Source organism: Microbispora hainanensis (genome assembly GCF_006874475.1).
GTDB classification, from domain to species: Bacteria; Actinomycetota; Actinomycetes; order Streptosporangiales; family Streptosporangiaceae; genus Microbispora; species Microbispora hainanensis.
This window is the reverse complement of the sequence record NZ_VIRM01000006.1, coordinates 175,786-188,481: the sequence shown is the minus strand read 5'-3', so window position 1 is coordinate 188,481 and position 12,696 is coordinate 175,786. Positions and strand designations below refer to the sequence as shown.

At 71.4% G+C, this 12,696-nt stretch carries 10 protein-coding genes and 1 tRNA gene; 5 read left to right on the top strand and 6 right to left on the bottom strand.

The features are described from left to right. Positions 1 to 24 precede the first annotated feature (24 nt). Together FLX08_RS07705 and FLX08_RS07700 are read left to right on the top strand one after the other, a co-directional pair. Positions 25 to 1,536 (top strand): glycoside hydrolase 5 family protein, encoded by a 1,512-nt coding sequence (locus FLX08_RS07705; protein ID WP_142617510.1) that lies wholly within the window; start codon positions 25 to 27, stop codon positions 1,534 to 1,536. Between the two features lie 127 nt (positions 1,537 to 1,663). Next, entirely contained in the window at positions 1,664 to 3,577 is a 1,914-nt protein-coding gene (locus FLX08_RS07700) for a Xaa-Pro dipeptidyl-peptidase (RefSeq protein WP_142617509.1), read from the top strand. Positions 3,578 to 3,824: 247 nt separating this feature from the next. Here FLX08_RS07700 and FLX08_RS07695 read toward each other — a convergent pair whose 3' ends face one another. The 3 genes from FLX08_RS07695 to FLX08_RS07685 form a co-directional block, all read right to left on the bottom strand. After that, positions 3,825 to 4,754, bottom strand: a complete 930-nt coding sequence (locus FLX08_RS07695; protein WP_244312477.1) for an oxidoreductase — start codon at positions 4,752 to 4,754, stop codon at positions 3,825 to 3,827. After that, positions 4,751 to 6,055 (bottom strand): alpha/beta hydrolase family protein, encoded by a 1,305-nt coding sequence (locus FLX08_RS07690; protein ID WP_142617508.1) that lies wholly within the window; start codon positions 6,053 to 6,055, stop codon positions 4,751 to 4,753. The genes FLX08_RS07695 and FLX08_RS07690 overlap by 4 nt, the downstream gene beginning before the upstream one ends. Before the next feature lie 231 nt (positions 6,056 to 6,286). Further along, positions 6,287 to 6,363, bottom strand: a tRNA-Lys gene (locus FLX08_RS07685). 88 nt (positions 6,364 to 6,451) lie between these two features. On the opposite strand from FLX08_RS07685, the gene FLX08_RS07680 reads away from it, so the two are divergent. Both FLX08_RS07680 and FLX08_RS07675 read left to right on the top strand, forming a co-directional pair. Next, the gene (locus tag FLX08_RS07680) at positions 6,452 to 7,300 is read left to right on the top strand and encodes an AAA family ATPase (protein ID WP_142617507.1); all 849 of its coding nucleotides are present in this window, start codon (positions 6,452 to 6,454) and stop codon (positions 7,298 to 7,300) included. Further along, positions 7,297 to 8,652: a vWA domain-containing protein gene (locus FLX08_RS07675; protein WP_142617506.1), complete on the top strand. Its 1,356-nt coding sequence runs from the start codon at positions 7,297 to 7,299 to the stop codon at positions 8,650 to 8,652. Before FLX08_RS07680 ends, FLX08_RS07675 begins: the two co-directional genes overlap by 4 nt. 148 nt (positions 8,653 to 8,800) lie before the next feature. Here FLX08_RS07675 and FLX08_RS07670 read toward each other — a convergent pair whose 3' ends face one another. After that, on the bottom strand, positions 8,801 to 9,568 hold the full coding sequence (locus tag FLX08_RS07670) for a nuclease-related domain-containing protein (RefSeq protein ID WP_142617505.1): 768 nt from the start codon (positions 9,566 to 9,568) through the stop codon (positions 8,801 to 8,803). 153 nt (positions 9,569 to 9,721) lie between these two features. Between FLX08_RS07670 and FLX08_RS07665 the strand changes: the two genes are divergently transcribed. After that, positions 9,722 to 10,333: a TetR/AcrR family transcriptional regulator gene (locus FLX08_RS07665; RefSeq protein ID WP_142617504.1), complete on the top strand. Its 612-nt coding sequence runs from the start codon at positions 9,722 to 9,724 to the stop codon at positions 10,331 to 10,333. A 19-nt stretch (positions 10,334 to 10,352) separates the two neighbouring features. Here the strand turns inward: FLX08_RS07665 and FLX08_RS07660 are convergent, their stop codons facing one another. Then, complete coding sequence (locus FLX08_RS07660; protein ID WP_142617503.1) at positions 10,353 to 11,522, bottom strand: acyl-CoA dehydrogenase family protein; 1,170 nt, start codon at positions 11,520 to 11,522, stop codon at positions 10,353 to 10,355. Further along, complete coding sequence (locus FLX08_RS07655; protein WP_142617502.1) at positions 11,519 to 12,691, bottom strand: acyl-CoA dehydrogenase family protein; 1,173 nt, start codon at positions 12,689 to 12,691, stop codon at positions 11,519 to 11,521. Before FLX08_RS07655 ends, FLX08_RS07660 begins: the two co-directional genes overlap by 4 nt. Positions 12,692 to 12,696: the final 5 nt, after the last annotated feature.

Sequence of the window (12,696 nt, the reverse complement as noted above, 5' to 3'; positions counted from 1 at the left end):
CGTCATAAACTTACGGAGGCACCGATGGGGCGAGCGATGAGCGACGCGTACGAACCGCAGGGGATCCGGCTGGGCGTGGTGAGGGGCATCAGCTACGGGCTGTTCGGCCCGCCCGGCACGTTCGTCCCCCAGGCCCGGTCACTGGGGGCCGGGATCCTGCGGGCGTACGTCTACTGGAGCCAGGTCGAGCCCGAGCCGGGCCACTACCGCTGGGACATGGTCGACGCGCTGCTCGGCCAGCTCGACGGCGACGAGGAGGTGTGGATCACGCTGTGCTCCAGCTCCCCCTGGGCGACCCGGACGCCGACCGACTTCCTGCCGCCCTCCCCCGCGCTCGACCTGGACGCGTACGCCGAGTTCGTCCGCCGGGTGGTGCGCCGCTGCGCCGGCCGGGTGCGCTACTGGCAGTGCGACAACGAGCCGAGCAACACCGACCTGCTGTGGGCGGGCACCGCCGACGAGTACGTCGCGCAGCTCAAGGTCATGTACGCCGCGGTCAAGGAGGCCGACCCCGCGGCCGCCGTGGTGCTCGGCGGGTGCGGCTACGACGTGCTCGGCGGCGAGCCGGGAAGCGAGCCGTGGCGCTTCTTCGAGCAGGTGCTGCGCGGCGGCCGGGACGCCTTCGACCTCTTCGACGTGCATCTCTATGGCGACGCCGCCGCGGTCCCCGCCCACATCGAGGCCGTACGGGAGCTGATGCGGGCGCACGACTGTCTCCGGCCGGTGGTGGCAGGCGAGTTCGCCGCGCCCGTGCCGTTCGAGTTCCCCGAAGCCCAGGCCGTCATGTACGAGGTGTTCGCCAAGGCCTTCGCCGAGGCGGGCGGGCAGGTGCAGAGCACGAGCCAGCCGGCCGTGCAGAGCACGAAAGAACTGGCCGCCAGGGCGCGGCAGGACACCCCCGAGCGGCAGGCCATGGCCGCGTTGTACGCCCGGATGCCGCAGCTCCCGCCCCGGCTGCAGATGTTCATGGAAGGGTGCCCGCCCGAGCTGGAAGCCAGGCGACACCGGATCAACTGCCGCCAGCTCGTCGCGTGCACCCTGCAGGCGCTGGCGTCCGGGGTCCGCCGCACCCTCTACTGGAACCTCGCGCCCGAGGTGCCCGGCCTGGCCGATCCTCTGCAGATCATGCATCTGATGTTCGGCAAGCTCGCCATGCTCGGCTACCGCGACGGCGAGCTCACCGTCCGGCACCCGGCGGCGGACACCTTCGCCCTGCTCGCCGCGCAGCTCGCGGGCGCCCGGCGGGTGACCCGCGTCCCGTCCGCCGACGCGCCCGATCTGTACGCGTTCGAGGTCGAGCGTGCCGGACACGAACCGCTGCTCGTGCTGTGGGACCACCGCGACATGGTCGATGACCAGGATCAGCCGCCCGTCGCCGTCTCCTGGCCCTGGCCGGCGTCCGCCGCGACCGCTGTGGACGCGTTCGGCGAGCCGCACGCCGTCGAGGTCCGCGACCGGCGGCTGCGCCTGGCCGTCTCCGGCACGCCGGTGTTCGTCACCCCGATGAACCGGCCGCAATCTCACAACGCTTCCTGACCCCCGTGAACCACTTCTGTCACACAGCAGGATCAAGGTGATGTCGATCGCATAAAGGGATCTTGTCGGCATAGCGGCACGCATGGAGATTTGCGGGTGATTTCCACACCCCCTCTGGAGGCTCTCCGTGCTGTTACGAGCAGCCATCGCCGCGGTCGCCGTGGCCGCGATCGGCGCGGCCCCGGCCCACGCGGCCACCGGTCCGGCCATCACCGTCGACAAGGGACGCACCCAACCGGTCTTCTCCTACGCCGACGCCATCCGCGAGCACGTCTACGTCGAGTCGAGCGTCGACAGCGACTCCGACGGCCGCCTCGACCGGGTCAGGGTCGACATCATCAGGCCCAGGGAGTCGGGCCCCGGGCTCAAGGTGCCGACGATCATCGACGAGAGCCCCTACTACGACAACTCCGGGCGCGGCAACGAGTCCGAGCGCAAGGTGTACGACGCGGCGGGCGAGCCCGTGAAGTTCCCGCTGTTCTACGACAACTACTTCGTGCCGCGCGGATACGCCGTGCTCAACGTCGACATGGTCGGCACCACGAAGTCCGACGGCTGCCCGGACGTCGGCGGCAGCGCCGACGTCCTGGGCGGCAAGGCGGTCATCGACTGGCTGAACGGCCGCGCCCCCGCCTTCCACGACGACGGCTCCCCCGCGGTGGCCGACTGGAGCACCGGCAAGGCCGGCATGATCGGCAAGTCGTACGACGGCACGCTGGCCAACGCGGTCGCGGCGACCGGGGTCGAGGGCCTGGAGACGATCGTCCCGATCTCCGCCATCAGCTCCTGGTACAAGTACCAGCGCTCCAACGCGGTCATCTACAACTTCAACTACATGTCGTACCTGTCCCGGGCCGTCGACACCGACCCGGCCGCCAAGTGCGCGGCCAAGCGGGCCCGGCTCGACGTCGACGCCGACGACACCACGGGCAACTACAACGGCTTCTGGGCCGAGCGCGACTACGTCGCCGGGTCGCTCGGCGACGCCTCGAAGGTGCACGCCAGCGTCTTCGTCGTGCACACGGTCAACGACCTGAACGTCAAGCCCGACAACTTCTCGGTGTGGTGGCAGGCGCTCGCCGACCGCGACGTGCCGCGCAAGATCTGGGTCGGCCAGTATCAGCACGTGGACCCCTTCGACTTCGAGGGACGCCGCGACGTGTGGGTCGACACGCTGCACCGGTGGTTCGACCACTGGCTGCTCGGCGTGAACAACGGGATCATGCGGGAGCCGCGCGCCGACGTGCAGGTCGGCCCGGCCGAGTGGATCACGCAGCGCGACTGGCCCGCGCCGCTCGCCCGCAAGGTCCCGCTCCGCCCGGCCGCCGACGGCTCGCTCGGCCTGCTGCCCGCCAAGAAGGGTGAGACGGCCGTCTTCACCGACACCCGCCAGTCCGAGGACGCGATGGTCGCCGACGCCGGCACGGCCGCGCCGGGCAGGATCGCCTTCACCACCGGCGAGCTGCCGCTGAACCTGCGCATGTCCGGCACCCCCGAGGTGGACCTGCGGATCTCCCTCGACAAGCCGACCTCGAACCTGACCGCGCTCCTGGTCGACTTCGGCGAGGACACCCGGATCGACTGGCGTCTCGGGCAGGGCATCACCACCCTCACCGAGGAGGACTGCCACGGCGACGGCACCGCCGACGACGACGGCTGCTACAAGAAGGTCGCGTCCAACCTGGCCACCCGGCCCCTGGAGGTCGTGGCCCGCGGCTGGATCGACGCGCAGAACCGCGACTCCCTCAGCCAGTCGTCGCCGCTGACCCCGGGAACGTACGCGCAGGTCACGTGGAAGACCCTGCCGCAGGAGTACACGTTCAAGAAGGGCCACAGGATCGGCCTGGTGATCGCGGGCACCGACTCCACCTACAGCCGCGAGCAGGCCACCGGTGCGAACGTCACCGTCGATCTCAAAAAGAGCAGCGTCTCGCTTCCGCTCGACCTGGTCGGCTCGCTGCTCAGCCTGCCGAAGGGCCACAAGGACTGGCACGGCCCGAAGCAGGTGAAGCTGCCGGTGCCGGAGGTCAAGCTCTACTGATCCCCGTCCTCTGAACGGCGGCGCCGGGACGCTCGACCCGGCGCCGCCGTACGAGCGGGTTCAGGAGTCCGCGCCCTCGTCGTAGTGTGATCACATGACCGGGATCGTCCTGGACGACGGCGCGTGGACCCCACCTATCCGGGGGTCAGGCGAACGGTCGCACCCAGCGGGTGTGGTAGCCGGCCATCACACCTGCCTCTCATAGATCTCGGAACGGCCCCCGGCCGAGGGTAGCCAGGACGCGGGGTCAGAGGTAGGTGACGCCGGTCAGGGTCTCGGCGGCGGTCCACAGGCGGCGGCCGACGCTCGGGTCGGCCGCCTCCGTGCTGGGGTGCACCTCCACGACGCGGCCGCGCGTCTCCCAGGGGCCGGACGGTCCGAAGAACTGACCGCCGCGTACGCCGGGGGCGGTGGCGGCGAAGAGCTGGGGCAGCGCCCCTCGCTCGGCGGGCTGCGTCACCAGCAGCCCGGCTCGGGCGACGATCCGGCCGAGCCGCCCGCGGTGTTCCCAGGCCCGCGGAGTGAGATTGCTCCTCGACAGCCCGGGGTGGGCGAGGACGCTGACGACCGGTGAGCCCGCGGCACGCAGGCGGCGGTCGAGTTCGAGGCCGAAGACGGTCGTGGCGAGCTTGGAGCGGCCGTACGCGCGGCTCGCGCTGAAGTCGCGCCGCGACATCAGGTCGTCGAAGTCGAGGTGGGCGTTCTTGTGGGTGATCGAGCTGAGGCCGACCACCCGTGCGGCGTCCGCCCGGCCGAGGTTGCCGAGCAGCAGGCCGGTGAGGGCGAAGTGGCCCAGCATGTTGGTGCCGAGCTGGAGCTCGAACCCGTCGGACGTCGTGCGGGCGGGGCCGAGGAGGACCACGCCGGCGTTGTTGACCAGCAGGTCGATCGCCGGGAAGTCGGCGGCCAGCTCCTTCGCGAACGCGTACACCGACGCGAGCGAGGCCAGGTCGAGCTGCCGCACCTCGATCTCGGCTCCGGGCGCGGATCGCCGGATCGTCTCGGCCTCCCGCTCGCCCGCGGCGGTGTCGCGTACGGCCATCACGACGTGGGCGCCGTGCCGGGCGAGCTCGGTCGCGGTGACCAGGCCGAGCCCCGAGTTCGCGCCGGTGACGACGGCGACCCGGCCCTGCTGACCGGGGATGTGAGGCGCGCGGCCAGGAACTCGAATGATCACCCGCAGGTCTTCGTTTCCGGCGAGCAGAACTCGACCTCGGGATAGCGCACCGACGGCCTGTGCAGCAGAGGCTGGGGCTTACCGCGCAGGTGCAGATCGAAGAACGCCCGGACGTACCTGCGGGTGATGTCCACGGAGCGGCGCCCGGGAAGCTCGCTGCCGAGGTCGACGCCGATCTGCTGGGCCAGCAGGTCGTAGTCGCTGAAGGACGGGTGCACCGCTCCGGCCACCACGAGCCAGCGCCTCCACCCGGTCAGGTGTTCCCAGTCGCGGTCCCACGTGGCGTCCATGCCGCCCGGGCTGTGCAACGGCTGTCCCAGAAACAGGAACGGGCGCGCCAGCCCCCTCGCGGGGATGGGGGCGAACATGAGGCCGTCCATGTTGATTCCCGCGCGTACGCGGGAGTCCTTCAGCATCGTCTCGGCGACGCTCGCGCCTCCGAGGGAGGTGCCCGCCATCGCGATCCGGGACGCGTCGATCAGCGAAGCGCCCGTCCACGTGGCGTGTGGACCGGTCAGCTGATCGATCACGAAGGAGACGTCGACCGCCCGGTTCTTCACCGCCTTCTCACCGAAGTCGTCGACGCCTTCGAGCTCGCACGCGGCGCAGGTGGTCACCCGCCCGCCGGGAAACGTGGTGGCGAAGGTCTCGTACGTGTGGTCGATGGCGGCCACCACATAGCCTCTGCTCGCCAGCTCCTCGGCCAGGGCGGTGAGCGAGCTCCGGGGGTCGGTGAAGCCGGGAGAGAGCACGACAAGGGGCAGCGTGTGTCCACGTCCCGCCGGTTCGGCGCCGCTGAACGCGTTGGTCCGCGTTCTGCTCAGCACGTCGGACGGCACGCCCGTGACCCCTTTGCCCTTCAGGATGAGCTCCGACTCCTTGGGCGTCATGTAGGGCGCACGCCGTCCGTTGCGGGACCTCGCCGGATACCAGAGGGAGACCATGAGCTCCCTCGACTCGGCCTCGGGGACCCAGGGGTCGGGGCGTGAGGTGTCCTCCAGACGCAGGGACGTTGTGCCGACCGGATGGGGACCGGTCGGCTCGGGCAGATACGGCGTGCTGCTCGTCGTGACCGAAGAGCCGGTGGAGGCGTCCGCGGACGAGGCGGACGCCGGCGTCCAGGATGCGGTGACCGTCAGGGTGAGCAGCGCTGCGATCCCGGCCAGGCCGGCCCGCAGGATCGGAGTCCGGAACGCCGGCTTCCCGCTGCTCCGGCGACGGCCGGTCGGAGCCGGACGTGCCTCGTCATGCCTGGTGGGGCCCTCGGCTCTCGGCGCCGCGTGCGGATCGTTGTATGGCATGGCCTGATCCTGCGAGGTCCGGGCCTGGCCCGGTATCAGCCGAAAGTGCGATCGGCGCCGTTCGAATAGCACTTCAGGCCGGTTCGCGGCGCCGGCCCTTCCCGGCGTCAGCCGCTCGACAGCAGCGTGGCGGCGATCAGCAGCAGGAAGAGCGCCAGGGGAACGGCGCGCCACCGAAGCGAGCACCAATGAGAAACCCCAGGCCGACGATGCCGACCTGGGGTTTCCTGCTGGTGCGCCGCCAGGGACTCGAACCCCGGACCCGCTGATTAAGAGTCAGCTGCTCTAACCAACTGAGCTAGCGGCGCGAAAGCTCTTAGAGGTTACCGCAGCGGCCAGATCAGACAAAATCCGGTTAGAGTAGAACAACATTCGGTTCAGCGGTTGGGAGCGCACATGTGGTTCGCCTCGCCTGACGAGGTCCGGGGGCGGCTGGCGGCCGTCGGCTACCTTGCCGACGACGGCATCGCGACATCGGTGTTCCTGGCCGGAGCGCTGGGCAAGCCACTGCTGGCCGAGGGACCGGCGGGGGTGGGCAAGACCCAGCTCGCCAAGGCCGTGGCGCAGGCCACCGGCGCCCGGCTCATCCGCCTGCAGTGCTACGAGGGCCTGGACGAGGCGCGGGCGCTCTACGAGTGGAACTACAAGAAGCAGCTGCTGCGCATCCAGGCCGACGACGGCGCCTGGGACGACATCTTCTCCGAGGAGTTCCTGCTCGAACGCCCCCTCCTGAGGGCGATCAGGAGCGAGGAGCCCACGGTGCTGCTCATCGACGAGACCGACAAGGCCGACGTCGAGGTCGAGGGGCTGCTGCTGGAGATCCTGTCCGACTATCAGATCACGATCCCCGAGCTGGGCACGATCACCGCCGCACGCCGGCCGTACGTCGTGCTGACCTCGAACGCGACCCGCGAGCTGTCGGAGGCGCTCAAGCGGCGCTGCCTCTATCTCCACCTCGACTACCCCACCCCGGAACGGGAGCGCGACATCCTGCTCGCGCAGATCCCCGGCCTGCCCGCGAGCATCGCCGACCAGCTCGCCCGTACGGTGGCCACGCTGCGGGGGCTGGAGCTGAAGAAGTCGCCGTCGATCGCGGAGACCGTCGACTGGGCGCACACCCTGCTCGCGCTGGGCCGCACCGAGCTGGACGAGGCGCTGATCGGCGCGACGCTGGGCGTGGTGCTCAAGCACAACTCCGACCAGGTGCGGGCCGCCAAGGAGCTCGGCCTGCCGTCCCGGTCATGACGGCTCCGGCGTCCCTCGTGGACCGGCACGTGGGGTTCGTCCACGCGCTGCGGGAGGCCGGGCTGCCGGTCTCCCCGGCCGAGGGCCTGGACGCGGCCCACGCGCTCATGGTCATCGACCTGGCCGAGCGGGAGACGCTGCGTGAGGCGTACGCCGCGACGCTGGTGAAGCGGCCCGCCCACCGGCCGGGGTTCGACCTGCTCTTCGACCTGTGGTTCCCGCCGGTGACCGGTCCGGCCGCGAGCGCGGACATCCCCGGCGACGCCGCGCTGCCGGAGCTGCGCGAGCGGCTGGCGGAGCTGCTGATGGGCGATCCGGCCGACCCCGCCTTCCGGGAGTTCGCGCGGGCGATGGCCGGACGGTTCGGGCAGGTCCAGGCGGCCCCCGGCAGGCAGTCGTGGTTCTCCTTCCCGGTGCTGCGCGCGCTGTCGCCGGAGACGCTGGTGGCCCGGATGCTGGCGGCCATGCTCGACGAGCGCGGCGGCCTGCCGGAGAAGGTCGCCCGGCGGCACATCTCGCGGACCATTGAAGCGTTCACCGACGCGGTCGCCTCCGACATACGCCGCAGGATCGCCGAGGAGTCGGGCGTCGAGAAGATCGCCAGGTCTACGGTGCGGCCGCCGATCGACCGGGTCGACTTCCTGCGCGCGACCAAGGAGGAGCTGGCCCGGCTGCGCCGGGAGGTCTATCCCCTCGCCCGCCGCCTGGCCACGCGGCTGTCGATCAGGCAGAAGCGGGGGCGGCGCGGGCGGCTCGACTTCCGGCGCACGGTGCGGGCCTCGCTGTCCACGGGTGGAGTGCCGCTCACCACGCATCTGCGCCCGCCCCGCCCCCACCGGCCCGAGCTGGTCGTGTTGTGCGACGCCAGCGACTCGGTCTCCACGTTCTCGCACTTCACGCTGTTGCTGACGTTCGCGCTCCGGGAGCAGTTCACCAAGGTGCGGGCGTTCGCGTTCGTGGACACCGTGGACGAGATCACGGACCTGTTCGCCCCGGGCGCGGACGTGCTGGACGCCATCGGCCGCCTCACCGACGAGGCCGACATCGTCAGGTTCGGCCGCACCGACTATGGCCATGTCTTCGAGCGCTTCGCCGAACGCTTCCCCGACGCCGTGGGCCCCCGGACGTCGCTGCTGATCCTGGGCGACGCCAGGTCCAACTATCAGGTCCCCGCGCTGGGCACGTTGAAGCGGCTGGCCGGGCAGGCCAGGCACGCCTACTGGCTCAACCCCGAGCCCCGGGCCCAGTGGGACACCGGGGACTCCCTCGCCACGGCGTACGGCTCGGTCGTGCCCATGCACGAGTGCCGCAACGTCGCCCAGCTCGCCGCGTTCGTCGAGACACTGGCCTGACAGACGCCGGCCTGAGAGACACGGCCTGACAGACGCCGGCCTGACAGACGCCGGCCTGACAGACGCCGGCCTGAGAGACGCCGGCCGGAGTCGATTCCCTTCGCCCGAATCGACACGGCCGCGGGCCGCTCAGCTCAGCTCATGCGGCTCAGCTCATGCGGCGCAGGATACGTGCCGCCGTACGGGCCAGCAGTTCGATCTGCTCCTCGGTGAACCTCTCGGACCCGTGCGCGCGGATCCAGCGAGCCACCCTGCCCGGGTAGGCCACAGTCAGGCCCTCTCCGTGCAGCACGCCGCCCCTGGCCTTGATCTTCCCGCCGTGCACGGCGAGCACCGGGTCGATGGAGACCTCGATGCCGGTCTCCTTGGTCAGCAGCGCGGCCAACGACCCGGCGGCGGAGATGAGCCCCTTCGCGACCGAGGTGCCGAACTTCTCGTCGAAGAACAGCCGCTCGCCGTAGCGCGCGATCAGGGTGTCGGGCGACCACGCCTCGTTGTCCACGATCCAGATGCCGCCCGGCCCGATGACGAGGTGGTCGATCGACGCCTCGCCGGGCACGGCCCGGCCGTCCATCACCCGATAACCGTGCCGGCGCAGCGCGAACCGCAGCAGCCGTCCCGTACGCACCTCGCCGCGGCGCTTGCCCCGCCACACGGCCGTACGCTCGTGCAGGCGCCAGGCGATGAACAGATCGGTGCCGCCCGCGAGGACGCCCAGGCCGACACCGGCGGCGAACATGTTCAGCCCGAACCGCGGGCCCATCAGGTTGCCGATGACGAACCCCGCGAAGGCGACGGCGGCCCGCAGCCGGATGCGGTTCTTGCGCCCGGCGAACCAGAACGTCTCGTACAGATTCTGCGGCGATGCGCCCGTGAACTTCTCATCCTTCGGGACGTAAATGGACCCACTGGGCACGCGAAACCCCCCACACTAGGCATGCGGCTTTCTCCGGGATACCCGAGCGGGAATCCCAACCCTCCTAAGGTGAGGGAAGTAGCGCAGTTACGCCAGTGCCGCCACTTGACCGACCAGTCGGTATGCTTGACCGAGAGACGAAGGAGGTCGGCAATGGCCCGCCGCGTAACGGGGGACCGCGCGAACGGGTCCCTGGAGGAGCCGGTACGGCAGCGCCTGCTCGCCGAGGCCACCCGGCTGTTCGCCCAGCGGGGTTTCGAGAGCACGTCGGTGCAGGAGATCGTCGCGGCGGCCGGCGTCACCAAGGGCGCCATGTACCACTACTTCGACTCCAAGGACGACCTGCTCCACGAGATCTACGCCCGGGTGCTGCGCCTGCAGATGGAGCGCCTCAACCGGTTCGCCGACGCGGAGGGCCCGGTGGCCGAGCGGCTGCACGCCGCCGCGATGGACGTGGTGGTGACCACGGTCGACAACCTCGACGACTCCAAGATCTTCTTCAGGTCGATGCACCAGCTCGCACCGGAGACGTACAAGAGCGTGCGGGCCGAGCGGCGGCGCTACCACGAGCGGTTCCGCGACCTCGTCGTCGAGGGGCAGCGCGACGGCGTCTTCCGCGACGACATCCCCGCCGAGATGGTGGTCGACTTCTTCTTCGGCTCGGTCCACCACCTCGGCACCTGGTATCACCCGGACGGCCCGCTGACCGGCCAGGAGGTCGGCCGCCACTTCGCCGACCTCCTCCTCAACTCGCTGCGCCCCTGATCACGCCCGGAAACACAGCTCACATGGGCGCCGGAAGGTCGGCCGGACCGGCGAGCGCGTCGCGGTGGTCGCCCGGCGTGCCCAGCGCAATCTGATCGGCCTTGGCCCGCTTGAGGTAGAGGTGTGCGGGGTGCTCCCAGGTCATCCCGATGCCGCCGTGGAGCTGCACGCACTCCTCGGCGGCGTGCACCGCCACCGCCCCGCAGTGGGCCTGCGCCACCGCGACGGCCACCGCCGCCTCGTCGCCGAGCGGTCCCGCGGCGGGCGCCTCCGCCAGCAGGGCCGCCGCGTTGCGGGCCGCCGCCCTGGCCCCCACGACCTCCAGCCACAGGTCGGCCAGCCGGTGCTTGACCGCCTGGAACGACCCCACGGGCCGGGCGAACTGCCGGCGCTCCTTCACGTACGCGACCGTCGTGGTGAGGCACCACTCGGCGACGCCGAGCTGTTCGGAGGCGAGCAGGCCGGCGCCGCGCGCCAAAGCCTCCCACACCCACGGCAGCTCCAGCCCTTCGGCCCTCGCGACGATCCGCGCCGGCGCCGACGCGAACTCGACGGTCGCGATGGGCCGGGTCAGGTCGAGCGAGGTGACCGTCGTCACCCGCACGGCCCCCTCGACGCTCCCCTGGATGGTGGGCGACGTCTCGACCGCGCACAGCCCCACGCCCTGCGCGAGCCGCACCGGCACGAGCAGGACGTCGGCGGCCTCCGCGCCGATCACCCCCGTGACCGTGCCGGTCACCGTTCCGTCCTCGCCGAGGGTCGCCACCGGGGCCGGGGGCGCGTACGGCGAGGCGGCGAACGACACCGCGAGCGCGGCGGTCGCCTCCCCGGCGGCCAGGCGTCCCAGCAGCTCGCCGGCCACCTCTCCCCCCGCCACCAGCAGGGCCTGGGTGGCGAGGACGGCGCTGCCGAGGAACGGCACCGGAGCCACGGCCCGGCCCAGCTCTTCGAGCACGACGGCGACTTCCCGCGTCGAGGCGCCCGCGCCGCCGAGCTCCTCGGGGATCAGCAGCCCGGCCGCGCCGATGTCACGGGCCAGCGCCTTCCACAGCCCCGCGTCGTGCGGCGTGCCGCCCGCGGCGGCCGAGCCGGCCCGGTCGAGCACGGCGGACGGCGGGCAGGTGTCGGTGAGCAGGTCGCGGACGGCGGCCCGCAGCTCCTCCTCGACCTCCGTGTACAGCAGCGTCATCGGGGGAGGTCCTTCCAGGCGACGTCCTTGTCGGTGCGCGGCTCGGAGGGCAGGCCGAGGACGCGTTCGGCGATGATGTTGCGCAGGATCTCTGAGGTGCCGCCCTCGATCGAGTTGCCCTTGGCGCGCAGGTAGCGGTAGCCCGCCTCGCGGCCGACGAAGTCGACCGTGCCGGGGCGGCGGAACGTCCAGTCGTCGTAGGCCAGGCCGTCCTCGCGGAGCAGCTCGACCTCCAGGCCCGACAGCTCCTGGTGCAGCCGGGCGAAGGCCAGCTTCATGCCCGATCCCTCCGGCCCCGGATGCCCGGCGGCGAGCTGCTCGCGCAGCCGTACGGCGGTCAGCCGCATGACCTCGGCATCGACCCAGAGCTTGAGCAGCCGCTGGTGCAGGTCGTGGGTGCGCAGCTCGGGCCGGGAACGCCAGGTCTCGGCGACGACGCCCATCATCGTGCGCCGGGTCGGCGTGCCGCCGATGGCGACCCGCTCGTTCATGAGGGTGGTCTGCGCGACCCGCCAGCCGTCGCCCACCTCGCCCAGCCGCAGCGCGTCGGGCAGCCGCACGCCGGTGAGGAAGACCTCGTTGAACTCGGCCTCACCGGTGATCTGGCGCAGCGGGCGCACCTCGACGCCGGGGGCGTGCATGTCGCACACGAAGTAGGTCAGCCCGCGGTGTTTGGGCACGCCGGGGTCGGTGCGGGCCACGAGGATGGCCCAGCGCGCGGTGTGCGCGCTCGACGTCCACACCTTCTGGCCGTCCACCACCCACTCGTCGCCCTCGCGTACGGCCCGGGTGGCCAGCGTGGCGAGGTCGGAGCCGGCCCCGGGCTCGCTGAACAGCTGGCACCACACCTCCTCGCCCGTCCACAGCGGCCGCAGGAAGCGCTTCTTCTGCTCCTCGGTGCCGAAGGCGAGGATCGTCGGGGCGGCCATGCCGAGGCCGATGCCGATCCGGCCCGGCCGGTTGTCGGGCGTGCCCTTCAGCTCCCGCTCAGCGACGGCCTGCAGTTCCCTGGGCGCGCCGAGCCCGCCGAGGCCCTCCGGGAAGTGCACCCAGGCGAGCCCGGCGTCGAACCGGGCGCGCAGGAACTCCAGGCGGTCCATGGCCGCCGGGTCGTGCTCCGCGAGGAAGGCTCTGGCGCGCTCGGCGACCGACGCCTCATCCCATGCCACGAAAT

Excerpts from the sequence above, each read along its gene's own strand:
- FLX08_RS07705 (WP_142617510.1), top strand. The coding sequence starts at position 25 with ATGGGGCGAGCGATGAGCGACGCGTACGAACCGCAGGGGATCCGGCTG.
- FLX08_RS07690 (WP_142617508.1), bottom strand. The coding sequence starts at position 6,055 with ATGCCATACAACGATCCGCACGCGGCGCCGAGAGCCGAGGGCCCCACC.
- FLX08_RS07680 (WP_142617507.1), top strand. The coding sequence starts at position 6,452 with ATGTGGTTCGCCTCGCCTGACGAGGTCCGGGGGCGGCTGGCGGCCGTC.
- FLX08_RS07675 (WP_142617506.1), top strand. The coding sequence starts at position 7,297 with ATGACGGCTCCGGCGTCCCTCGTGGACCGGCACGTGGGGTTCGTCCAC.
- FLX08_RS07665 (WP_142617504.1), top strand. The coding sequence starts at position 9,722 with ATGGCCCGCCGCGTAACGGGGGACCGCGCGAACGGGTCCCTGGAGGAG.
- FLX08_RS07660 (WP_142617503.1), bottom strand. The coding sequence starts at position 11,522 with ATGACGCTGCTGTACACGGAGGTCGAGGAGGAGCTGCGGGCCGCCGTC.